The organism is Undibacterium sp. GrIS 1.2 (assembly GCF_040544435.1).
GTDB lineage: Bacteria > Pseudomonadota > Gammaproteobacteria > Burkholderiales > Burkholderiaceae_D > Undibacterium.
On the sequence record NZ_JBEONP010000001.1, the window covers coordinates 69869 to 92069 of the forward strand.

Consider the following 22201-nt stretch of genomic DNA (forward strand, 5'->3'; position numbering starts at 1 on the left):
CACAGAACTGCCTAGACATACTGCTTGACATCCATTTGTTCGACTGGCGATACTGCGTTGCTGCGACAAGTACTCTAAATCTCAATTATCCATTGAGATTTAGAGCACTAAAAATAAAACGGCCCAGCAATGATTGAGGCCGTTTTGTTGTCCATCACCATAAAACTAAAAAATGGAGAAATGCATGAGTCAAACAATAGAAGAAACCAACACGCCAACAAACCCGGCAAAAATGCCGAAGCAAATTCCCTACATCATCGCCAGCGAAGGCTGCGAGCGCTTCAGCTTTTATGGCATGCGCAATATTCTCACTCCATTTTTGATCACGAGTTTATTGTTGTCGATGCCAGAAGCGATGCGCAAAGATATGGCAAAAGAGGTGTTCCATACCTTTGTGATTGGCGTGTATTTTTTTCCTTTGCTGGGCGGTTGGCTGGCCGATCGGTTTTTCGGTAAGTACAACAGTGTGTTCTGGCTGAGTCTGGTGTATTGCGCTGGGCATGCTTGTCTGGCGATTTTTGACGATAACCGCAACGGCTTTTACACCGGATTGTTTTTAATCGCGCTAGGCTCAGGCGGGATTAAACCATTAGTTGCGTCGTTTGTGGGTGACCAGTTTGATCGCAGCAATAAACATCTGGCGCAAAAAGTGTTTGATGGCTTTTACTGGATTATCAATTTCGGCTCATTCTTTGCGTCGCTGCTGATGCCGATATTTCTGAAGCAGTTTGGTGCCAGCGTGGCGTTCGGCATTCCGGGTATCTTGATGTTGATTGCGACGATCATCTTCTGGTCGGCACGTAAGCGCTATATACATGTGCCTCCCGTAGCGAAAAATCCTGACTCCTTTTTAAACGTAGTCCGCACTGCATTGATGAGTGCAGCACCAGGACAAAGTCGCAATGGACTCATCCTCGCGGCGCTGGGTGGCGTACTTGCGGTTGGTGGTTTATTGATGACACCCAATATTGGCATCGTTGCAGCATTATGTTTAGGCTTGGTACTAGTGCTGGGTTTTGGCGGGCTGGGCGCCTGGATACAACTGGATCGTGCGCGTGGCGTGCATCCAGATGAAGCCGTGGATGGTGTGCGCTCAGTATTGCGTTTGCTGGTGGTGTTTGCGCTAGTGACGCCGTTCTGGTCGCTGTTCGATCAAAAAGCCTCGACCTGGATTTTGCAAGCAGATCAGATGACCAAGCCGGACTGGTTCCAATCAGCGCAGATGCAAGCCTTAAATCCTATGCTGGTGATGTTGTTAATCCCGTTTAATAATCTGATCCTTTACCCGATTTTAAAACGCATGGGTATTGAGCTGACTGCCCTACGCCGCATGGGATTAGGGATTGCTTTCTCAGGGCTTGCGTGGATCGTCGTTGGTCTGATGCAAGTGGCGATTGACGGCGGTAATCCTTTGTCGATCACCTGGCAAATCTTGCCTTATGCTTTGCTGACGTTTGGCGAAGTATTGGTGTCGGCAACCGGCTTGGAATTCGCCTACAGCCAGGCACCGCTGGCGATGAAAGGTGTGATCATGAGCTTTTGGAATTTGTCCGTTACCATCGGCAACTTATGGGTACTGTTAGCCAATTCTAGCGTCAAGAGTGAAGCAGTCACCACGCAAATCCAAAGCACAGGGATGAGCGTGACTGCGTTCCAGATGTTCTTCTTTGCTGGCTTTGCATTATTGGCAGCGCTAGCATTTGCGCTGTATGCGAAAAGCTATTTGCTAGTCAGTCATTATCGAAAAGTAGTGTGACATTGCATCTGACTTTGCCGCATGTAAGCTGAATACAAGCACAGTACAAGCTGAATACAAGCCACATATAAGCTAGAGATAAGCTGCATATATGCTCCCTCTCTCCCGGTGGCGGGAGAGAGGGAGTTAAGTACAGGCGCTTTTTAGTTGTGGAGGAGATAGTCTGAGGTTTGTTCAAAAATCCGCTTAAATCAATATACTCCCCATCATTTTTGTAAAAATAGGCTTATTGTCCAATTAGTATATGGACAATTAAATATACATAGTGGGAGTATGATTTAATTTCGAATAAGGACAAGACCAGATTCAGCGTTCAGAAATAGCGACAACCGCCTACAACCTAGGATTATAAATACGGATTTGGCCAACCCAAGTCAGCCAGAATCTCGATCTCTAAGGCCTCCATCTCTTCTGCTTCTTCGTCGGTCTCGTGGTCATAACCCTGGGCGTGTAAAACGCCATGGACGACCAGGTGAACCGCATGTTCTTCTACCGATTTTTTTTGCTGCTGTGCTTCACTCAGCAAGACATCCGTGCAAAAAATAATGTCTGCCTGCGTCACTTCGGCGTCTTCATCTTCGGTGTAAGCAAAGGTCAGTACGTTAGTCGCATAGTCTTTGCCGCGATAGTCACGATTTAAGGTCTGGCCTTCTTCTGCATCCACAAATCGTAAAGTCAATTCTGCGGGAGCAAACAGCGCCGCCTGTATCGCTTTGCGTAACAGAGGCCGCGGTAGATTTTCTTTTAAGCGAGGATCAGGATATTGAACAGATAAACTGAGTTTGTGTTTTGCTGCCATTATTTTTTACGTCCGTGCGCCGAACTCAACGGCGTCGCTTGTTTTAAGGTGCCGAGATCGGCGTTATGTGCATTGGCTGTTTCATAGGCATCGACAATTCTGCCCACCAAGGGGTGACGCACCACGTCGGCACTGGTGAAGCGGGCGAAGCCGATGCCCCGAACTTCATTTAGCACCTGACATGCATCAACCAAACCGCTACGCTGACCGCGTTGTAAATCAATCTGTGTGACATCGCCGGTAACTACGGCTTTACTACCAAAGCCAATACGGGTCAAAAACATTTTCATTTGCTCTGGCGTAGTATTTTGCGCTTCATCCAGAATAATGAAAGCGTGATTTAAAGTGCGTCCACGCATGTAAGCCAGCGGCGCAATTTCTATCGCCTGTTTTTCAAACATCTTTTGCGTGCGATCAAAACCAAGCAAGTCGTACAGCGCATCGTATAAAGGTCGCAAATAAGGATCGACCTTTTGTGCCAGATCGCCCGGCAAAAAACCAAGCCGCTCGCCCGCTTCGACTGCAGGACGGGTCAAGACTATGCGTTTGACCGCATCGCGCTCCAGAGCATCTACCGCGCAAGCAACTGCTAAGTAAGTTTTGCCGGTACCGGCAGGGCCTATGCCAAATGTGATGTCGTGCTCAACAATCGCTTTGAGGTAGAGATTTTGATGTGGTGTACGTCCACGCAAATCTGCCCGGCGGGTTTTAAGGATAGGGCTTTCTGCCGCTGCGTCTAAGTCAAACTCCGCTTCACCATCCGCACTATCGACGCTGTCAGCATTGACTAAAGGCGCAACGACTTTGACGATTTTCTTCGCTGCACTGGCTTTCGTTGTCTTGCCCACAGGAGCGGTCGCGTCAGGATTGTTCGCCAACTTAGCCTTGGCATTATTGGTTGCCCGTTGCTCCACTAAAGCTAATTGCACTTCATCGATAGAGATGATTTTTTTTGCTTTGGTATAAAAATGCTCAAGGATGTCCAGCGCATTTTGTGCATTGTGACCACTAACGACAAACTTATCACCACGCCGGAAAATACTGACATCCAAAGCGGCCGAAATCTGCCGCATGTTTTCATCCAAAGGCCCGCACAAATGCGCCAATCGGGTGTTGTCCATCGGCTGCGGCATGAAGTGCAAAACAGGAACAGGCATTTTTGGTTTCATCAATAAATTGTTAGTACGGTTCTGATGTCAGGTTAATCGAGTGTTTACGATATCCGTGTCAGCTCAATTGACTTCCAGCATCTCGGTCATTAATTCGCCGCGCAAGGAGTAGTTGTACGATTCTGTAATCCGGGTATTCACCAATTGGCCTATCAGGCTTGCTGGCCCGGCAAAGTTGACTACACGATTGTTCTCAGAACGGCCTTGCAGTTCATTCGGGTCTTTAACCGATGGCCCTTCGACCAGAATACGCTGCACTGTACCTATCATTGCATTACTATATTTTTTGGTATTGCTGTCGATCACTGCTTGCAGATGTTGCAGGCGTTTTAGCTTGAGTTCATGCGGTGTGTCGTCGGCCAGACTGGCCGCCGGCGTACCTGGACGTTTGCTGAAAATAAAGCTAAAGCTGTTATCGAAACCGATGTCGTCAATCAACTTCATCAAGGCATCAAAATCCTCTTGCGTCTCGCCGGGGAAGCCAACGATAAAATCAGATGACACCGAAATATCAGGACGCACCGCGCGCAGGCGGCGCAGGACAGACTTGTATTCAATCGCTGTATAGCCACGTTTCATCGCGGACAAGATACGATCCGAGCCATGCTGTGCCGGCAAGAAAACATGATTCGCAATTTTAGGAATCTTGGCAAACGCATCGATCAAGCGCTGGTTAAATTCTTTAGGATGGCTGGTGACAAAACGAATCCGCTCAATCTGCGGGAACTCAGCAATATATTCCAGCAACAGCGCAAAGTCGGCGATTTCGCCATCGTCCATTTTGCCGCGATACGCATTGACGTTTTGGCCCAGCAGCGAAATCTCTTTGACGCCCTGCTCTGCCAGCCCGGCAACTTCTGCCAGAACATCATTAAACGGACGCGAGACTTCTTCACCACGCGTGTAAGGTACAACGCAATAACTGCAATACTTGCTGCAACCTTCCATGATCGACACAAATGCAGTCGCGCCTTCTACTTTGGCAGGCGGCAAATGATCGAATTTTTCAATTTCAGGAAAACTGATATCGACTTGCGAACGTCCGCTGGTACGACGATCATTCAGCAATTGTGGCAAGCGATGCAAAGTTTGCGGACCAAACACCACGTCAACATAAGGCGCACGCTTGATAATCGCTGCACCTTCTTGCGAGGCGACGCAGCCACCGACACCGATAATCAGATCAGGCTTGTTACGCTTAAGTTCACGCAAACGACCCAGATCAGAAAACACTTTTTCAGAGGCTTTTTCACGCACGCTGCACGTGTTGAGCAGAATGACATCAGCATCTTCTGCTTTATCAGTTTTGATCATACCTTCGGAGGCATGGAGCACATCGTTCATCTTGTCCGAGTCATACTCGTTCATCTGACAACCGAAGGTTTTAATAAACACTTTTTTTGGCATGACGGTTTGATTCTTCTTAATATTACGTATTTAGTTTTGTTTTAGTTTTGCTTTGGGGAGCTTCTAAAAACCTCTTAATCGAGATGCAGCGCTAGGCGCAAAACATAGCAATACGTCGGTATTGCGAGGCTTTGCAACAACGCGATGCGCTCGGGTAAGAGGTTTTTAGAAATCCCATTAGTTTTGCTTTAGTTGTTTGCTTATATCCACATTCGCTTCTTGCACAGTCAAAATCCAGATACGCTCTATCTCACCATACTCATTCGCAAGATAATTAATCTTTAAGGTGGCGTTCGGCAAAGTAGCGGGCAATACCAGCAAACCTAGTTCGTTAAAAATACGGGTAGAAGGCCGAGTAACCTGAACCTTGCCATCAATCACAATGTCAGGGTAGGCAGAGGCAGTTAACACGCCGCGCTTGGTACCAATTGGAAAAGTGCGCGGATCGGCATGCGCCACACTCAAAACCAAGCTTAAACTACCCAATAACATCATTGCGCAACAACGTCGCAGCAGGGAAAATACAGGCATTCTCAACATAGGATTAGCTCTTCCAAAATAGACAAACAAATCAACAACTTATGCAAATTCTGCAAGGTCGTTTGCAGGGTCTTTTGAGGGCGCAAGTTTAACACATGCGGGCTGAACCGCTTGTTACGCTGACGTCTGGGTGACTTATTTGGCATAATGCCCAAAATAAATCTGGAAACACGATGCATACTCGCTCCCCCCGCGCTGCTAAGCGCGAATTTGATACCCCCCACTTTCGTCAGGCTTTGTCGCAGTTTGCGACTGGCGTGACGGTGATTACGACTCGTCTAGCAGACGGGACTTTTTTAGGCCTGACTGCCAGCTCCTTCAATTCAGTTTCGCTCGATCCGCCGCTAGTGTTGTGGAGTCTGGCAAATACCTCAAGTAGTATGGATGCCTTTAGCGGCAATTCTCACTATGTTGTGAATATTTTGTCATCCGAACAGGCCAGATTAGCGGAACAATTTGCCAGTCGCAAAAAAGACCGGTTCGACGGCGTTGAGTATCGTTTGTCACGCACCGGACATCCTATTTTAGTTGGTGCATCTGCTTGGTTTGAGTGTCATAATCGCAGCCGCTATCCAGAAGGTGACCATGTGATTTTTGTCGGTGAAGTGGAGCATTGCGAATTTACTCCGCAAGCGCCACTAATTTATCATTCTGGTCAGTTTTTGCCGCCGCAGTCGACACTGTAGCCAGACCAACCATACCAATACTGCCAAGTAAATGATGCCTCAACTGACTGACCTGATCGGTTATATTGCCGCCAGCATGACGACAACCGCCTTTATTCCCCAAGCATGGATGACCTGGCGTCGTAAGCGGGCTGATGGAGTATCGCTAGGCATGTACATCATTCTGGTAGGCGGGATTGCGATGTGGCTGGCGTATGGTTTGATGCTGAACGCTCTGCCTATCATCATCGCCAATTTTATTACCTTGGTGTTGGCAATCTTTATTCTGGTGATGAAGCTGCTGTATAAATAATCGGCAAGGTTTCTGTGGCCCCTTGGTCAAGCAAACCCATAAGCTAGCTCGCAAACCAAATAAGCTAGGCCAGCCCCATTTATTCAATTAGCCAGCAGCGTTTGTAATACCTCACGCGAATCAAATGCTGCGCGGCGCAAACGATCATTCACGCCTTGCCAGGCAGTCTCATCCGGCAGCATTTCTACCAAAATCACATCGGCATGCGCCGCATCCAGCTCACGTAAACCAGCGTACAAATCATGTGCATACGCTGACGGATCAGCAACGATCACTTTTAATGCCTGCACGTTTTGCTGAACGTGTTCCCGGTAGCGCATGACCGCTACTTTTTTGCCGCTATCCAGCAATTGTTGTATGGTCAATTCCAACGCGTTTTCTGCGATTAAAACAACCGGCGTGTTTGGCGCATAGTGTGCGTCCAAGGTACCCGACGCTCTTGGTGCGGTGATATCAGGCGCGGATGGCTGTATTCCTAGTACGGCTGCCAGTTCGGTAGCAGAGATATGCCCGGGACGCAATAACACTGGACCGTGGGTTGCGAGTCGAGTCAAATCCAAAATCGTTGACTCAATCCCGACTTCACTCTGACCACCGTCTAACACTGCTGCGATCATCTGGTTCGCAATCTCGGCTGGAAATTCATCTTGCACATGCTGGGCTGTGGTTGGACTAACATGACCGAATTTATTTGCCGATGGCGCTGCGATGCCACCTTTGCCATTCTTAAACGCGCGTAACAACTGCTGTGCAACCGGATGCGAAGGACAACGTATTCCTATCGAATCCTGACCGCCAGACACCGCGTCGGGGATATGCGCGGCACGCTTTAAAATCAAGGTCAACGGGCCAGGCCAGAATGCGGCGATCAGCTGGTGCGCCTCGACCGGAATATCTTTAGCCCAGTAGTGAATGTCCGCGTCTGGCGCCAGATGCACGATCACGGGATGATTAGCAGGACGACCTTTGGCGGCATAAATGGCTGCCACGGCGGAGGGATTTTCTGCGTCGGCACCAAGGCCGTATACGGTCTCGGTCGGGAAGGCGACCAGTTGCCCAGACTCCAGCTGCCGGGCGGCTGTTTCTATTGTGGTGATCATTGCTGTTAGTGTTGCTGACATCGCTGAATTAGTCTCGCTACTCATCGTAATTTGATCTTAAACTCGTCTGATATTAGTTAGCAATGCCAAGAATGTCGCAAGCAAGTGCCAGCGTCGCTTGTGCGTCCGCCAACTTGGGGGCAACAAAGGTGACGTGCCCCATTTTGCGTGCGCGTCGCGCTTCAGATTTGCCATATAAATGCAAATGCGTACCCGGCAAGGCGAGTAGTTTGTCCCAGGCGGGTTCGCGTGGATTGACAGCATCACCTTCAAACCAGACGTCGCCTAAAATATTTAACATCACCGCTGGCGAATGCTGACGTACATCACCTAAGGGCAATTGCGCCAATGCCCTCACTTGCTGTTCAAACTGACTGGTGACGCAGGCATTGATGGTGTAGTGACCGCTATTATGGGGGCGTGGTGCCATTTCATTGACGACCAGAGAGCCATCTTGCAGCACAAAAAATTCTATGCACAAGACGCCGACATACGCTAGCTGGGCGATGATATCCAATGCCGCTTTTTGCGCAATTTGCGCTACGCCATCCGTCACATTTGGACTTGGGACAGTGGTGGTGAACAAGATTCCATCGCGATGGACATTCTCTGCAATCGGATACACCACGGCTTGCCCATCAACACCGCGCACGACCAACACGGATACTTCATATGCAAGCGGCAGCATTTTTTCTAATACGCAGAGTTGGCCGTTCATACCGGCGACGGCTTGCGCCAACTCATCCCGGTTACGCACTCTGACCTGACCTTTGCCGTCGTAACCCATGCGTACGGTTTTTAAAATACCGGGTAATAAATCCTCGCTGATTAGAGCAACATCGTCCTGATTCTCGATACGTGCATGCGGTGCCGGAAATACGCCCGTGTGCATGGCACAGCGGGTGAAAAAATCTTTCTCTTGCAAACGATCTTGTGCAACCGAAACACAAGCGCCAGACGGAGCAACGAAACCGTCTTGCGCCAGCATCGTCAAACTATTGGCAGGGACGTTTTCAAACTCAATCGTGACTGCACCGGTCAGCTTGCGTAATGCGGCTAGACCATCGGGGTCGTCATACGCAGCCTGGATATGATGCTCGGCGACCTGACCCGCTGGACAACCCGCTTCTGGCTCCAATACGGCGACCTGATAGCCCATGGTTTGTGCGGCGTGCGCAAACATGCGCCCGAGTTGCCCACCACCTAAGATGCCAAGACAGCTTTGCTCGGTGTTCGGTAACAGGGGATGGCGCGGAGTTGTTTGGGTATCGATAGTCATGATGTTAGGCAAATATAAAACGTAATCTAAAACGGAATTTGAATGTCAAAATAGGATTAAAGGTGCGCACAAGCAGCACACAAAGAGTACACAAACTCGCACTACGGCGTAGCAACAAAGCGATGATCAACCACATCACGACATCCGATAATTTGGCGAGAAACTATGAAAAGCATCATATACTCCCCACCAAATTTACAAAATATGGCTAATTGTCCAGTGATTCTCTGGACAATTAAAAATACACTATGGGAGTATTATTTAAACGCAAAAAAAGCTTGCTGGCGTCATCGTCCGCGCAATAGTAAAATTCAGCATCTGGTCTGATCTTTTTGCATCTGTACCTCGCTGGATTCCAGCCTGCAATGGAATGACGAATCCTTTAATTTTGCATTGTGAATTGCATATTACTTCACTGTGATTTAGCCTCGGGCGCATCAAATATAAACTCATACCAACCCACACCAACCCACACCAACTCATACAACCACACTAAGCAGGTAACACCATGTCACGTGCTACTTGTGTTTGCTTCAGGCGAAAATCCAACAGCTTTTGTGCTAAATCTTCATCGGTTGTCGCCAGCATGGCAATCGCTGCCAGTGCCGCATTAGCAGCACCCGCCTCACCAATGGCAAACGTCGCTACCGGAATCCCTTTTGGCATTTGCACAATCGACAGCAAAGAATCTTCACCGCGCAGATATTTTGATGGCACAGGCACACCCAACACTGGGACGATAGTTTTTGCAGCGATCATGCCAGGCAAATGTGCCGCACCACCAGCACCGGCGATGATGGCGCGCAGCCCGCGTGCTCTGGCAGTTTCTGCATAGCCAAACATCTCATCCGGCATGCGATGCGCAGAGACGACCTGCGCTTCATAAGGGATGCCAAACTCTTTCAGAACAGCGACGGCATGTTGCATCACATCCCAATCGGAGGAAGAGCCCATGACGATACCGATGATCGGCGATATCGACAATGATTGCGATGGTGACTCGTTACTTGATTGATTCATGATTAGGCCTTCAGCGTTTCGCCAGTCAGACGTTCCAGTGCCTCACGATACTTTGCGGCGGTCTTAGCAATCACTTCTTCTGGCAGGGCTGGTGCTGGCGCTGTCTTTTTCCAACTCGTAATCGTTTCCAGATAGTCGCGCACAAATTGCTTGTCAAATGACGGTGGTGATATACCAGTCGCGTACGAATCTGCTGGCCAGAAACGGGACGAATCTGCGGTCAAAACCTCATCCATCAAATGCAACACGCCGCCGTCGTCCAGACCAAATTCAAACTTGGTATCCGCAATGATGATGCCACGAGTAGCAGCATATTCTGCGGCCTCGGTGTACAACTGAATACTGATGTCGCGGATTTTTGCGGCGAGTTCTTTGCCAATCAGCTCTTCTGTTTTGGCATAGCTGATGTTCTCATCGTGCTCGCCCATTTCTGCTTTTGCTGCTGGGGTAAAAATCGGTGCTGGCAACTTTGCTGCCTGTGGCAAACCGGCTGGCAAGGTGATGCCGCAAATTGCACCGGTATCCTGATAATCTTTCCAGCCAGAACCGATAATGTAGCCGCGCACGACCGCTTCTACCATGATGGGTTTCAGGCGTTTTGCCACGACCGCACGACCGCGCACTTGCTCCACTTCTTCAGCAGCGACAACGCTTTCCGGCGCAATACCAGTCAGATGATTTGGCACGATATGTCCGAGTTTTTCAAACCAGAAATTGGCCATCTGATTGAGCACGCGACCTTTCTCAGGAATCGGTTCATTCATGATCACATCAAACGCGGACAAACGATCGCTAGTGACGATCAGGAGTTTGTCGTCGCCGACAGCGTAGTTGTCACGGACTTTCCCGCGGCCTAGCAGCGGTAAGGAATGCAGAGTGGAATTGATTTGCGTCGTCATAATATTTACTTTTTAAAAGTACGCAGGGCGCACTGTGCGCCCCGTCTTTTTCAAATTAATTTACTGATTTGCTGCACTGATTTTGCTTAACATAGTTACCGGCTTATTTAACCAACTGAGCCAAGCTACCTTTTTTGTATTGTTCAGCGATTTTTTCCAAAGGCATAGGCTTGATCTTTGCTGCCTGACCTTCGCAGCCAAATGACAAATAACGCGCTTTGCAGACGAGTTTAGCGGCTTCGCGTGCTGGCTTAAGATAGTCGCGCGGATCGAACTTGCCTGGATTCTCAAACAAATAACGACGGATTGCGCCGGTCATTGCTAAACGGATGTCGGTATCAATATTGATTTTACGCACGCCATGCTGGATACCGATCACGATTTCTTCTACCGGTACGCCGTAGGTTTCTTTCATATCGCCACCAAACTGGCGAATTTCTTCCAGCAGTTCTTGTGGCACTGATGAGGAGCCGTGCATTACCAGATGGGTATTCGGAATACGTGCGTGGATTTCTTTGATGCGGTCAATTGCCAGAATATCGCCGGTAGGCTTACGAGAAAATTTGTACGCACCGTGTGAGGTACCGATTGCAATTGCCAATGCGTCGCATTGTGTTTGCTTGACGAAATCAGCAGCCTGATCGACGTCGGTCAGCAATTGTTCACGGGTCATTTTACCGTCGGCTCCGTGGCCATCTTCTTTGTCGCCCATCATGGTTTCCAGTGAGCCGAGTACGCCCAGTTCTGCTTCTACCGTGACGCCAATTGAGTGCGAGAATTTGACGACTTCACGCGAGACTTCGACGTTATATTCGTAGCTGGCAACACTCTTGCCGTCTTCCATCAATGAACCGTCCATCATCACCGATGTAAAGCCCGATTTAATCGCTGCCATACAAATCGCTGGCGACTGGCCATGATCTTGATGCATCACTACCGGGATGTGCGGATACGCTTCTACCGCAGCTTCGATCAGATGGCGCAGAAAAGCTTCGCCAGCATATTTACGCGCACCGGCGGAGGCTTGCATAATAACGGGCGCGCCGACTTCATCAGCTGCTTGCATGATGGCAGTGACTTGCTCCAGATTATTGACATTAAATGCTGGTAAGCCGTAGCCATTTTCAGCGGCGTGGTCCAGCAATTGGCGCATAGATACGAGTGGCATAATTTACTCCAGAGTACGATTAAAAATCTTGAATTAAAAATATAGAATTAAAAACCTCGAATTAAAAACCTCAATGGCACATTAAAAAATCATTCAAGCTGACAGAGAATTAATTCGAGAATTAATGATCTCCGACCTTGACGATTTTCAGTGCATTGGTTCCGCCAACCTGCCCCATAGGCTCGCCCCAGGTAACAACGATCATGTCACCTTTGGTGACGATGCCGTTTTGCAGCAAGATGGTTTCTGCCGATTTCAATACGGCTTCGCGGTCGCTTGAATGCGGCAAAGTATAGGTTTCTACATTGCGATATAAAGCTACTTTGCGCTGGGTCGCGATACTCGGCGTCAGTGCAAATAAAGGAATATCAATATTGTGACGGCTCATCCACAGTGCGGTGGAGCCGGACTCAGTCAGCGCCACAATCGCTTTTACGCGTAAGTGATATGCGGTGAATAAAGCACCGTAAGCGATGGACTGATCAATCCGAGTAAAGGTCTGATTCAAAAAATCTGCATCCAGTTTGCACTCCTGGAATTTTTCCGCCTCGACACAAATCGCTGCCATTGCCTCGACTGTTTCTACCGGATATTTACCAGATGCGGTCTCTGCGGAAGTCATCACAGCATCCGTGCCATCCAACACGGCATTGGCGACATCGGATACTTCTGCACGAGTAGGTACCGCGTTAAAAATCATCGACTCCATCATCTGTGTTGCGGTGATGGCTAATTTGTTAGAAGCACGCGCCATTTTGATCATGCGTTTTTGCAGGGCAGGCACAGCTGCATTACCTACTTCTACTGCCAGATCGCCACGCGCTACCATGATGCCATCGGATGAGTCGAGAATTTCCTGCAATAACGGGATCGCTTCTGCGCGTTCGATCTTAGCGATCATCATCGGCTTATGACCATAAGCCTCTCCAGCAATATTAGATAACTGGCGCGCCATTTCCATATCAGTCGCGTTTTTAGGAAAGGACACGGCAATGTAATCTGCCTGGAACGACATCGCGGTCTTAATATCTTCCATATCTTTGGCAGTCAAAGCAGGGGCAGTTAAACCACCGCCCTGGCGATTGATACCTTTGTTATTGGATAGCTCACCACCAATTTTAGTAATCGTGTGAATTTCATTACCAATAATTTTATCGACAATTAACACGATCAGGCCATCATTGAGCAACAACACGTCGCCTGGCTTGACGTCACGTGGCAAGGCTTTGTAATCGAGACCAACGCGCTCTTGATTACCCATGCCACAATCGGCATCCAAAATAAACTTGTCGCCGTTAGCGATCTCAATTTTGCTGTTTTCAAACTTACCGATACGGATTTTTGGACCTTGCAGATCCGCCATGATGGCGATCTCACGACCGCACTCTGCCGCGGCCTGGCGTACCAGAGTCGCGCGATCAATGTGATCTTGCGCCTTGCCATGCGAAAAATTCAGACGTACTACATTGACACCCGCTTGCAGCATGCGCTTGAGTGTCGCCAAATCACTGGAAGCTGGGCCTATCGTTGCAACAATCTTGGTTCCGCGTGCCATCTGGTCTCCTGATATTGATATCGGTTTTTAGTTTTTTTACCTTGCCTTACAACTTGATCATCTTGCTTAATTTGATTACTTTGCTGCTCGTTGCAATAAAATATCGACCGCTGGCAAGGTTTTACCTTCCAAAAATTCGAGGAAAGCACCGCCGCCAGTAGAGATATAACCAATTTTGTCGGTGATCTGATATTTTGCAATCGCGGCCAAAGTGTCGCCACCGCCAGCGATGGAAAAGCCCTTAGAGTCTGCAATCGCCTGTGCCAGCACTTTGGTGCCGTTACCAAACTGATCAAACTCAAATACGCCGACCGGACCGTTCCAGACGATGGTGCCAGCTTGTTTGATTTGCGCCGCCAGTAAGGCAGAAGTGACTGGACCAATATCCAGAATCATGTCATCCGCTTCAACCTCATGGACTGACTTAACGGTAGCAACAGCCGTTGGAGAAAATTCTTTAGCGCAAACAACATCGGTAGGAATAGGCACCGATGCGCCGCGTTTTGCCATCATGTCGATAATGGCTTTGGCTTCATCCACCAGATCCGCTTCTGCCAGTGATTTGCCGATCTTTAAACCAGCTGCCAGCATGAAGGTATTAGCAATGCCGCCACCGACGATCAGGTTGTCAACTTTGTCCGCCAGCGATTTGAGTATCGTGAGTTTGCTAGAGACTTTAGAACCCGCGACGATTGCCACCAGAGGACGTGCAGGATGACCTAGCGCTTTACCCAAAGCGTCTAGCTCAGCGGACAACAAAGGGCCAGCACAAGCGACTTTGGCGTATTTTGCAATACCGTGTGTCGTGGCTTCTGCGCGATGCGCGGTACCAAAGGCATCGTTCACATAGACATCGCATAAGGCGGCCATTTTTTGCGCCAGCGCATCGTCATTCTTTTTTTCGCCTTTATTGACGCGGCAATTTTCCAGCAAAACAACTTGTCCTGCTGCGACGTCCACGCCGTCTACCCAATTTTGTTTCAGGTCGACGGTCACACCCAGCAGCTCGGACAAACGCACGGCAACCGGTGCCAGACTGTCAGCAGGTTTGAACTCCCCTTCCGTCGGACGTCCTAAATGCGAAGTCACCATCACTGCTGCACCGGCTTTTAAGGCTTGTTGTATCGCCGGGACCGAGGCGCGAATACGCGTATCTTCTGTGATGTTGCCATGATCATCCTGGGGCACGTTGAGATCAGCCCGAATCAATACACGTTTGCCCTGGAGTTGATTGGCGGCGATCAGGTCGCTGAGTCGATTAAATTGCATGGAGTTGGCGAATGAAAGAGGTGGGAGAAAAATCTAAGTCCCGTATTCTACCAAACACCCGTCGCTGACTACACCGTTTTTAGCTGGAATTAGTGCGCTTTATTGCAAATTTGCAATTAAATAGGGCTTACGCAAAATTGTCGCTGCAACGCAGTTGGGGCATTTTTGCGTAAGTCCTATTAAAATCACAATCCCAATCGTACATAGGTGTACACCGCCATCCCAAAGAAAATCGTTAGTAACATATTTCGTTTAACCAGAAAGAAACCACCTGCGGCGATGGCAGCGATTAATTTAGGGTTATCGAGCGCAAACGATAACTGGCCGTTGCTAAGCAACACATCCGGCACAATGATCGCTGCCAAGGCGCAGGCAGGCGCATAGCGTAAAGCTTCTTGTACCCGTTTTGGCAAATTAATGTGATGCCCGACCAACCAAAACGTACTGCGGGCAATAAAAGTCGCAACAGCCAATGCAAAAATAACCAGCCAGATTTCAAGGTCGCTCATCGTTTCTCCTCGTTGGTGGCAACAGATTGCGCGGCGGTCTTGGGCTGAATTTCAGTCTGAATTTCAGTCTGAATTTCCGTCTGAATTTCCGTCTTAGTGTCAGTCTTAGCATCAATCTTATGCATTGTTTCCAGCCACTCTTCCACCACCATGGCAGTGACCATCCCCACAATGACGGCGATCAGCAACCCCAGCTTGTAAGGAAAATTAACGCTTACCAAGGCAACCACACTAGCCACGACCACACCTGCCAGGGCAGCCTTATTCATCACCAGCGGTAACATAATGCACAGAATCGCCAGAGTACCGGCAAAGCCTAATCCCCAGCTCATCGGCACCTGGCTACCCAGTAAAATACCGATCAGCGACCCGATTTGCCATGCCGACCAATTTGGCATGATCAGACCTTTTAGATAGGCGAGCTTGTTTTCAAGTGTCACCACTGATTGCTCAGGCGATATTTCTTCCTGAACATCAGAATGGGGGAAGCGCAGCATAAAAAATGCCACCGACACGTCACCGGAAAAATAACCCAGATAAGCGCGCACCCGCAAAGGCAAGCGAGAGAAATGTGGTGCCAGAATCGCAGAAAAAATCACAAATCGCAGATTAACAACCAAGGCCGTGGCGAAAATAACCCAGATGGGTGCATGCACAGCGATCAAAGGCAAAGACGCGAGTTGCGCAGAACCGGCAAACACCAGCAGCGTCATGCCAATAGCTTGTGGCACGGTTAAACCCGCTTTGATCATGGCAACGCCCACCACCAAACCCCATGCACCAATCCCAAACAAACTTGGCACGCCGATTTTAAGTCCCTCGCGGAAGGCGTGTTGCTTAGATTGAAAACTCATGGAGGGCTTTGAAAAATCAGAAAAGGTGCTCATTTTAACGACGATAGCCAATCAATGCTGACAGCAATCGCTAAATCACTTCCGCCATCGAAGGGGAAACTTCTAAAAACCGCAAGGCACAGACGCCGCAATCCGTTAAAATCATGGGACTTTGTATAGTTTGTATATTTAAAAGACTTGCATAAAATTGTCCCAGCAAGGCGCAGCGATAAAGACAGTACTTTAGTACCCTAAGTAACTAAAACCCGTCGCTGCAACGCACCTGGAGCATTTTTGTGTAGGTCTTACCTCAGGAGAATTTTATGTCTGCAACCACATCCCCAACTAAAACCCCAGCCGCTGTCGTCGAATTACAAGCCAAGGATTTACCTGCGCACTGCCCAAATCCGGCGATGCCCTTATGGTCCTCCCACCCACGGGTTTATCTGGATTTATCCCATGGTGGCTCAGCGACTTGCTCTTATTGCGGCACCCAATATAAATTAGCACCGGGCACTGTTTTAAAAGCGCATTAATATGAAAATCAGGGAGTATAGGCATTGATAGCTCAATACTCCAGAGAATGATTGGACAATATGACATTGTTTCCATATACCCCAACCCAGTATCATTTATCATCATCCTCGCCGACAACCTCAAACAGAATCCATCATGCCAGCTAAAAAGCAATTGAACGGAAGTGCCGACGAGATTGAAAGCGCCTTTTATGACGCAATCAGTCGCGCTGATCTGGACGCCTTGATGGCATTGTGGGCGGAGGATGAGGAAATCGTCTGCATCCATCCCGGTGGTCCCAGATTGATCGGGCATGCGGCAATACGCACCTCGTGGGAAGCGATTTTTGAGCGCGGCAGCGTGCACATCCGTCCAGCGCAATTGCATGCCTCGCACAATATGCTGACAGCGGTACACAATATTATCGAGAACGTGCAGCAACATAATGATGTTGCACCGGACGTGCATATTTTAGCCACCAACGTGTATGTCAAAACCCCGCGTGGCTGGCGGATTACTGCACACCATGCCTCGGTTGCCTCGGGAAAAGCACCTTTAGATTTATTTAAAGCAAGCGTGCTGCATTAAAGGGAACATCAAATTTTTGTATCAGTCAGGCTAAACCTAAACACATGAAGTACAACGCTCCAAAATGGCTGCCGTCCGGCCACTTACAAACCATCTACCCTGCCCTGTACATCAGCAAACCCAAAGTCGATTTCCGGCGTGAGCGCTGGGACACGCCTGATGGTGATTTTATCGATGTGGACTTTGTTGACGGTCAGGCCGGACAGCCTTTTGTCGTGTTGTTCCACGGCCTCGAAGGCTCTAGCGACAGCCACTACGCACGGGCGCTGATGGCACTGGTTAAAGAACGGGGCTGGTCTGGCGCGGTGCCGCATTTTCGCGGCTGCTCTGGCGAATTAAATCAAGCGCCGCGCTTTTATCACTCTGGCGATGCGCAAGAAATTGCCTGGGTAATTCAACGTCTGCAAGCAGCCTATAGCACGCAACATCCCGGTGGTAAATTCTACGCCGCCGGTGTCTCGCTAGGCGGTAACGCCTTGCTGCGCTGGCTGGGCGAATCACCGGATCAGGCGGCAATTGTCGATGCTGCTGTGTCGATCTCAGCACCGTTGGATCTGGCGCAAGGCGGCGCGTCTTTATCCAGCGGTTTTAATATGCTGTACACGCGGATGTTTTTAAAAACACTGAAGCCAAAGTGTCTGAAAAAACTGGACCAGTTTCCAGGCCTATTCAATCGCAACGCGCTGCTTGCTGCTAAAAATTTATATGAATTCGATAATGTCGTCACGGCGCCTTTGCATGGTTATCTGGATACCGACGACTACTGGAATCGCGCCAGCGCCAAACATGTATTGCCCGATATCCGTGTACCGACACTAGTGATGAATGCGCTGAATGACCCGTTTTTACCTGGTCACCATTTACCGCACAAGGCCTCGTCACATGTTACGCTGGACTACCCTAAACATGGCGGCCATGTCGGCTTTGCAGTGGGCAAACCACCTGGCAGTTTGCATTGGCTGCCAGAAAAAATATTGCATTTCTTTGAACGGGGTCGTTAGAATTTTGAAGGTAGCTCATGGATGACATCGTCAAAGCCGCATTACAAAAATGGCCGAACGTACCGCATTGCTTCGGCTGGCTGGCCTTGGATGCGCGTGGTCACTGGCGCATGCGGGATGAGCGCGCGCAAGCGCAGCATTTGCCAGGCGATAAGATCGTCAACGCTGCCTTGCTCGGTTTTATCAATCGTAATTATCAGCATGATGAGCAAGGTCGTTGGTATTTTCAAAACGGTCCGCAACGGGTCTATCTGGATCTGGAAGCAACGCCGTATATCGCCAGAGTAACGCCGCAAGGTTTGGTATTGCACACCGGCGAGCCGCTGACTCATTTACAGCACGCCTATCTGAGTCAGCAAGGGACATTATTTTTGCTAGCGGCAGATCAGCTGCTGGCGCAAGTTGATGACAGAGATATGGCAAGCTGCCTGGAATGGATCAAACTGAACGGTCAACCAGTCGGTGATGAGTCGCTGATGACATGGCTGGATAGCGCTGGGAATGATCTTGCGTCGGCACATGCAACCGCGCTTGAACTGCAAGCACCAGGACAAGTTGCCGTGCCGATCAAGCGAGGGAGTTTGTCCGGCTTGATGGCAGAATTCCATTATGTCAGCTCGCCTGAGGCTGACTGAGAGCGATTGACAACGCTACTTTGTAGCGTAATTCAAGCCGATTCAACGGCCATTGATCAATTTCCCCATAAATATACTCCCTATATGTATATTTTAATCGTCCAAATAATCATTGGACAATACGGCATATTTTAAAAATTTTCCGGGGAGTATATTCAACACATTAGTCATTTCTCAGGTTTCACCCCAAAAAAAGCCATGCTATCTGGGTGCCAGACAATAAAATTGACTACCTAAACTTTTTTACCCAAAGCCGCCAAAATTGCCTCTGCCCGCATCGGTAAATGCCGCATTCTGACGCCAACCGCCGCAAAAATTGCATTGCCAATCGCGGGAGCCACCACCGTTGTCGGTGGCTCGCCCATGCCAGTTGCGGTCTCTGTACTGCTGACAAATTCAAATTCCATCTCTGGGACATCTGCCATCCGCAGAGGCGTGTAGGAATTTAAATTCGTGTCCCGGACTTCGCCATTCACAAAAGTCGTGCCCTCGTGTAACGCCATGCTCACACCCCACAAAGCGCCGCCCTCTGCCTGTGCCAGCGCGCCATCTGGATGAATGATGGTGCCAGCGTCAATCACCATGACGAGTTTCTCCACCTTGACCATACCGGTTTTACGGTCTACTTTGACGCGTGCTACACACGCAGTCCAGGTTGGCATGTCGCGCTCTTGCCCAAAGGTGCTGGCGATGCCCAATCCGGTATCCGGCGGCATTGCCGATCCCCAGCCCGCTTTTTCGGCAGCACGTTTAAGTACATTGGCCAAGCGCGCTGCGCCGCCAACGGCGTTCGGTGCGCTGCCCGCGTTGATCCCTTTGGCGTCCAGCATCGATAATCTGAATGTCAGCGGATCGGCCTTGATCAGCTGCGCTGCCTCGTCCATAAAACTCTCTACCGCCCAGTTAGTCCAGCCAGGTCCCACTGATCGCAACCAGCCCGGGCGAAACGTGCTGTTCGCCAGATCATTGGAAATCGCCCGTACCCGATGCGCCCCAACGGTATACCAATGATCAGCACCAGAGATAGAAAACGGATCGTAAGGTTTGCCATCTTTTCCCTTGGCTAAAAATGCGGGAATCATCACCTGTGTGGGCCAACCAGCGCAGGCATGATGCTCCATCGCTGTCACGGCATTATTCTCGCCAAACGCCATCCGCACATGCTGAATTGATGCAGAGCGGGGCGAATCAAAACGGGCATCATCAGCGCGGGTACAAAGCATTTTGACGGGACGCCCCATCGCTTTAGCGGCCAGCGCAGCAGGTACGGCGTAGTCGCCATTTAAGCGACGACCAAAGCCGCCGCCTAACAAATAGGTATGCAATATGACCGAGGTTTCGGCCACACCAAGTGACTTAGCTAGAGTTGGAAGTATCAGCGATTGCCACTGGTTACCGGTATGAATATGCCAGACGCTATCTTTAAATAGAGCGACCGCGTTGACCGGTTCTAACTGAAAATGCAGCACGGTACTGGTGGTGTAATCTTGCTCCAGCATTTGCTTGGCTTTAGAGAAAGCATCTTCAACACCGCCATCAGCAACGACCAGCGTACCAACTGCTTTATCGGCAATCAGCTTAGTGCCATGCGCGATGATGTCGTCTTCTGATACGGTGGCAGCGGCGCCGGCGCTCCATTTAATATTGACTAATTCTGCGGCGCGATTAGCAGCGCTAAAAGAATCAGCAAACACCATGACCCAGCCAGGCACCGTGCCTGACGGATCGTCTAATGCGATCGATTTGATATAACCTTTGATCGCTTTGGCGGCAGAATCATCTATCGATACGACCTTGGAGCCATTGCGTGTAGGCGGCAAACGCGGTCTGGCGTAGACCATGCCCTCGATCACAGCATCAATTCCGTACACTGCACTGCCATTGGTTTTGGCGGGGATATCGATTGCTTGCAATGTCAGATCAGCATGCCCAATCAAGCGCCTTTGCTCGGGTGTTTTGAGGACGATGGCTTTGAGTTGCTCTGGTGAATACTTGCGACTGAGATTGCCTTTGCGAATGATGTCGGCATACGATATCGTCTTGCTACCGGCACGCACAACACCGTCGCGTGCTTCACAGGCATCTACTGACGCGCCCATGAGTTTAGCGCCCTCTTCGATCAGCGCGATTCTACCAGCGGCACCGGCACGGCTGAGTGCCTCAAAACTTTGCCAGACCGACCAGCTACCACCGGTGACCATGGTGCCCCATTTAGGATCGCTGTCTACATAATGTAAGCGGATGGCATCCCAGCTGACTTCCAATTCTTCGGCGACGATACGTGCTAATGCGGTACCGACATGCTGACCCATTTCTGCCTTAGCGATATTCACAGTGACCAGACCATCACGATCCATTTCAAACCAGATGGTGGGATCAAACATCGGCAAGATAGATTTTGTACCAGTTGTAGCCGCCAAGTCAGTATCAGCAAATGACATGTCAGCCCGCAAAAACGCTAGCGTAAATCCAGCGCCGGCGGCGGTGATCATAAAGCTGCGACGCTGCAGAGATATTTGCTGATTGTCTGCTTGCGCTTTATTGGACAGAGCCTTGGGTAACTTATTAAGCATGGGTCTGCTCCTGTTTTGTCTCTTGCACACTCGTACTTTGCGTACCTTCGGCAGCCAGCTTGATCGCTTTACGAATCCTCACATACGCCATGCAGCGGCATAAATTGCCACTCATTACTGCATCAATATTGGCGTCGGTCGGGTGCGGATAATCTTTTAATAAAGTCGCCGCCTGCATAATTTGTCCTGACTGGCAATAACCGCACTGCGGTGCCTGAGTCGCTATCCATGCGATTTGCAGCGGATGCTGACCGTCTGCACCGGAGCCGGCACTTCCACCCGAGCCCGCACCTAGCCCTTCTATCGTCGTGATCTGCGCATCCGCCACGGCGCTGACTGGTGTAATACAAGAGCGAATAGCGCGGCCATCCAGATGCACCGTGCAGGCGCCACACATGCCTATACCGCAACCAAACTTGGTCCCTTTTAAACCGATTTCATCCCGGATCACCCAGAGCAAAGGCGTCGCTGGATCAACATCGACGGTGACGGATTTACCATTGACGGTCAATTTATTCATGCTGGTCTCGTTCCACGAAATAGGTTCGTTGTAAAAGATGATTAAAAATTTAGTGACTAAAGTTGATAGAAAACTCGCTAAGCAACA

At 49.6% G+C, this 22201-nt stretch carries 22 protein-coding genes; 7 read left to right on the forward strand and 15 right to left on the reverse strand.

Annotated features, from left to right (window positions below; all coding sequences use genetic code 11):
* The first annotated feature begins 184 nt into the window (after positions 1–184).
* Positions 185–1756, forward strand: a complete 1572-nt coding sequence (locus AAKU61_RS00280; RefSeq protein ID WP_354328748.1) for a POT-type proton-dependent oligopeptide transporter — start codon at positions 185–187, stop codon at positions 1754–1756.
* A 346-nt stretch (positions 1757–2102) separates the two neighbouring features.
* On the opposite strand, the gene ybeY is transcribed toward AAKU61_RS00280, so the two are convergent.
* The 4 genes from ybeY to AAKU61_RS00300 all read right to left on the reverse strand — a co-directional run bounded on the left by ybeY (position 2103) and on the right by AAKU61_RS00300 (position 5671).
* On the reverse strand, positions 2103–2555 hold the full coding sequence (ybeY, locus tag AAKU61_RS00285; RefSeq protein WP_322120012.1) for an rRNA maturation RNase YbeY: 453 nt from the start codon (positions 2553–2555) through the stop codon (positions 2103–2105).
* Positions 2555–3724 (reverse strand): PhoH family protein, encoded by a 1170-nt coding sequence (locus tag AAKU61_RS00290; protein ID WP_354328749.1) that lies wholly within the window; start codon positions 3722–3724, stop codon positions 2555–2557. The genes ybeY and AAKU61_RS00290 overlap by 1 nt, the downstream gene beginning before the upstream one ends.
* A gap of 63 nt (positions 3725–3787) precedes the next feature.
* Entirely contained in the window at positions 3788–5131 is a 1344-nt protein-coding gene (gene miaB / locus AAKU61_RS00295) for a tRNA (N6-isopentenyl adenosine(37)-C2)-methylthiotransferase MiaB (RefSeq protein ID WP_354328750.1), read from the reverse strand.
* A 177-nt stretch (positions 5132–5308) separates the two neighbouring features.
* On the reverse strand, positions 5309–5671 hold the full coding sequence (locus AAKU61_RS00300) for a hypothetical protein (protein WP_322120015.1): 363 nt from the start codon (positions 5669–5671) through the stop codon (positions 5309–5311).
* Positions 5672–5844: 173 nt separating this feature from the next.
* Between AAKU61_RS00300 and AAKU61_RS00305 the strand changes: the two genes are divergently transcribed.
* Together AAKU61_RS00305 and AAKU61_RS00310 are read left to right on the forward strand one after the other, a co-directional pair.
* Positions 5845–6357, forward strand: coding sequence for a flavin reductase family protein (locus tag AAKU61_RS00305; protein ID WP_354328751.1), 513 nt, complete (start codon positions 5845–5847; stop codon positions 6355–6357).
* Between the two features lie 34 nt (positions 6358–6391).
* Positions 6392–6649: a SemiSWEET transporter gene (locus tag AAKU61_RS00310; protein WP_322120019.1), complete on the forward strand. Its 258-nt coding sequence runs from the start codon at positions 6392–6394 to the stop codon at positions 6647–6649.
* 83 nt (positions 6650–6732) lie between these two features.
* On the opposite strand, the gene AAKU61_RS00315 is transcribed toward AAKU61_RS00310, so the two are convergent.
* The 9 genes from AAKU61_RS00315 to AAKU61_RS00355 form a co-directional block, all read right to left on the reverse strand.
* Positions 6733–7794: an L-threonylcarbamoyladenylate synthase gene (locus AAKU61_RS00315; RefSeq protein ID WP_503012560.1), complete on the reverse strand. Its 1062-nt coding sequence runs from the start codon at positions 7792–7794 to the stop codon at positions 6733–6735.
* A gap of 28 nt (positions 7795–7822) precedes the next feature.
* Entirely contained in the window at positions 7823–9028 is a 1206-nt protein-coding gene (locus AAKU61_RS00320; RefSeq protein WP_354328752.1) for a 5-(carboxyamino)imidazole ribonucleotide synthase, read from the reverse strand.
* Between the two features lie 492 nt (positions 9029–9520).
* Positions 9521–10048 carry a 5-(carboxyamino)imidazole ribonucleotide mutase gene (purE, locus tag AAKU61_RS00325; RefSeq protein ID WP_354328753.1) on the reverse strand — a complete coding sequence of 176 codons (528 nt, stop codon included), beginning with the start codon at positions 10046–10048 and terminating at the stop codon, positions 9521–9523.
* Positions 10049–10050: 2 nt separating this feature from the next.
* Positions 10051–10947 (reverse strand): phosphoribosylaminoimidazolesuccinocarboxamide synthase, encoded by an 897-nt coding sequence (locus tag AAKU61_RS00330; protein ID WP_354328754.1) that lies wholly within the window; start codon positions 10945–10947, stop codon positions 10051–10053.
* A gap of 103 nt (positions 10948–11050) precedes the next feature.
* The gene (gene fba, locus AAKU61_RS00335) at positions 11051–12115 is read right to left on the reverse strand and encodes a class II fructose-bisphosphate aldolase (protein WP_322120024.1); all 1065 of its coding nucleotides are present in this window, start codon (positions 12113–12115) and stop codon (positions 11051–11053) included.
* A 121-nt stretch (positions 12116–12236) separates the two neighbouring features.
* The gene (gene pyk / locus AAKU61_RS00340; protein ID WP_322120025.1) at positions 12237–13670 is read right to left on the reverse strand and encodes a pyruvate kinase; all 1434 of its coding nucleotides are present in this window, start codon (positions 13668–13670) and stop codon (positions 12237–12239) included.
* Between the two features lie 75 nt (positions 13671–13745).
* Positions 13746–14939 carry a phosphoglycerate kinase gene (locus AAKU61_RS00345; RefSeq protein ID WP_354328755.1) on the reverse strand — a complete coding sequence of 398 codons (1194 nt, stop codon included), beginning with the start codon at positions 14937–14939 and terminating at the stop codon, positions 13746–13748.
* A gap of 185 nt (positions 14940–15124) precedes the next feature.
* Positions 15125–15448 (reverse strand): AzlD domain-containing protein, encoded by a 324-nt coding sequence (locus AAKU61_RS00350; RefSeq protein WP_354328756.1) that lies wholly within the window; start codon positions 15446–15448, stop codon positions 15125–15127.
* Complete coding sequence (locus AAKU61_RS00355) at positions 15445–16302, reverse strand: AzlC family ABC transporter permease (RefSeq protein ID WP_354328757.1); 858 nt, start codon at positions 16300–16302, stop codon at positions 15445–15447. The genes AAKU61_RS00350 and AAKU61_RS00355 overlap by 4 nt, the downstream gene beginning before the upstream one ends.
* 302 nt (positions 16303–16604) lie before the next feature.
* Between AAKU61_RS00355 and AAKU61_RS00360 the strand changes: the two genes are divergently transcribed.
* The 4 genes from AAKU61_RS00360 to AAKU61_RS00375 all read left to right on the forward strand — a co-directional run bounded on the left by AAKU61_RS00360 (position 16605) and on the right by AAKU61_RS00375 (position 19021).
* Positions 16605–16817 carry a zinc-finger domain-containing protein gene (locus AAKU61_RS00360; RefSeq protein WP_322120029.1) on the forward strand — a complete coding sequence of 71 codons (213 nt, stop codon included), beginning with the start codon at positions 16605–16607 and terminating at the stop codon, positions 16815–16817.
* A gap of 136 nt (positions 16818–16953) precedes the next feature.
* The gene (locus tag AAKU61_RS00365) at positions 16954–17385 is read left to right on the forward strand and encodes a YybH family protein (protein ID WP_322120030.1); all 432 of its coding nucleotides are present in this window, start codon (positions 16954–16956) and stop codon (positions 17383–17385) included.
* A gap of 44 nt (positions 17386–17429) precedes the next feature.
* On the forward strand, positions 17430–18386 hold the full coding sequence (locus AAKU61_RS00370; protein WP_354328758.1) for a YheT family hydrolase: 957 nt from the start codon (positions 17430–17432) through the stop codon (positions 18384–18386).
* Positions 18387–18403: 17 nt separating this feature from the next.
* Positions 18404–19021, forward strand: a complete 618-nt coding sequence (locus tag AAKU61_RS00375) for a DUF2946 family protein (RefSeq protein WP_354328759.1) — start codon at positions 18404–18406, stop codon at positions 19019–19021.
* A gap of 233 nt (positions 19022–19254) precedes the next feature.
* Here the strand turns inward: AAKU61_RS00375 and AAKU61_RS00380 are convergent, their stop codons facing one another.
* Together AAKU61_RS00380 and AAKU61_RS00385 are read right to left on the reverse strand one after the other, a co-directional pair.
* Entirely contained in the window at positions 19255–21594 is a 2340-nt protein-coding gene (locus AAKU61_RS00380; protein ID WP_354328760.1) for a xanthine dehydrogenase family protein molybdopterin-binding subunit, read from the reverse strand.
* Complete coding sequence (locus AAKU61_RS00385) at positions 21587–22114, reverse strand: (2Fe-2S)-binding protein (protein WP_354328761.1); 528 nt, start codon at positions 22112–22114, stop codon at positions 21587–21589. The genes AAKU61_RS00380 and AAKU61_RS00385 overlap by 8 nt, the downstream gene beginning before the upstream one ends.
* Positions 22115–22201: the final 87 nt, after the last annotated feature.

Bases quoted from the DNA above. Each gene is read 5' to 3' on its own strand.
- AAKU61_RS00280 (WP_354328748.1), top strand. From the start codon at position 185: ATGAGTCAAACAATAGAAGAAACCAACACGCCAACAAACCCGGCAAAA.
- ybeY (WP_322120012.1), bottom strand. From the start codon at position 2,555: ATGGCAGCAAAACACAAACTCAGTTTATCTGTTCAATATCCTGATCCT.
- AAKU61_RS00290 (WP_354328749.1), bottom strand. From the start codon at position 3,724: ATGAAACCAAAAATGCCTGTTCCTGTTTTGCACTTCATGCCGCAGCCG.
- miaB (WP_354328750.1), bottom strand. From the start codon at position 5,131: ATGCCAAAAAAAGTGTTTATTAAAACCTTCGGTTGTCAGATGAACGAG.
- AAKU61_RS00300 (WP_322120015.1), bottom strand. From the start codon at position 5,671: ATGTTGAGAATGCCTGTATTTTCCCTGCTGCGACGTTGTTGCGCAATG.
- AAKU61_RS00305 (WP_354328751.1), top strand. From the start codon at position 5,845: ATGCATACTCGCTCCCCCCGCGCTGCTAAGCGCGAATTTGATACCCCC.
- AAKU61_RS00310 (WP_322120019.1), top strand. From the start codon at position 6,392: ATGCCTCAACTGACTGACCTGATCGGTTATATTGCCGCCAGCATGACG.
- AAKU61_RS00315 (WP_503012560.1), bottom strand. From the start codon at position 7,794: ATGAGTAGCGAGACTAATTCAGCGATGTCAGCAACACTAACAGCAATG.
- AAKU61_RS00320 (WP_354328752.1), bottom strand. From the start codon at position 9,028: ATGACTATCGATACCCAAACAACTCCGCGCCATCCCCTGTTACCGAAC.
- purE (WP_354328753.1), bottom strand. From the start codon at position 10,048: ATGAATCAATCAAGTAACGAGTCACCATCGCAATCATTGTCGATATCG.
- AAKU61_RS00330 (WP_354328754.1), bottom strand. From the start codon at position 10,947: ATGACGACGCAAATCAATTCCACTCTGCATTCCTTACCGCTGCTAGGC.
- fba (WP_322120024.1), bottom strand. From the start codon at position 12,115: ATGCCACTCGTATCTATGCGCCAATTGCTGGACCACGCCGCTGAAAAT.
- pyk (WP_322120025.1), bottom strand. From the start codon at position 13,670: ATGGCACGCGGAACCAAGATTGTTGCAACGATAGGCCCAGCTTCCAGT.
- AAKU61_RS00345 (WP_354328755.1), bottom strand. From the start codon at position 14,939: ATGCAATTTAATCGACTCAGCGACCTGATCGCCGCCAATCAACTCCAG.
- AAKU61_RS00350 (WP_354328756.1), bottom strand. From the start codon at position 15,448: ATGAGCGACCTTGAAATCTGGCTGGTTATTTTTGCATTGGCTGTTGCG.
- AAKU61_RS00355 (WP_354328757.1), bottom strand. From the start codon at position 16,302: ATGAGTTTTCAATCTAAGCAACACGCCTTCCGCGAGGGACTTAAAATC.
- AAKU61_RS00360 (WP_322120029.1), top strand. From the start codon at position 16,605: ATGTCTGCAACCACATCCCCAACTAAAACCCCAGCCGCTGTCGTCGAA.
- AAKU61_RS00365 (WP_322120030.1), top strand. From the start codon at position 16,954: ATGCCAGCTAAAAAGCAATTGAACGGAAGTGCCGACGAGATTGAAAGC.
- AAKU61_RS00370 (WP_354328758.1), top strand. From the start codon at position 17,430: ATGAAGTACAACGCTCCAAAATGGCTGCCGTCCGGCCACTTACAAACC.
- AAKU61_RS00375 (WP_354328759.1), top strand. From the start codon at position 18,404: ATGGATGACATCGTCAAAGCCGCATTACAAAAATGGCCGAACGTACCG.
- AAKU61_RS00380 (WP_354328760.1), bottom strand. From the start codon at position 21,594: ATGCTTAATAAGTTACCCAAGGCTCTGTCCAATAAAGCGCAAGCAGAC.
- AAKU61_RS00385 (WP_354328761.1), bottom strand. From the start codon at position 22,114: ATGAATAAATTGACCGTCAATGGTAAATCCGTCACCGTCGATGTTGAT.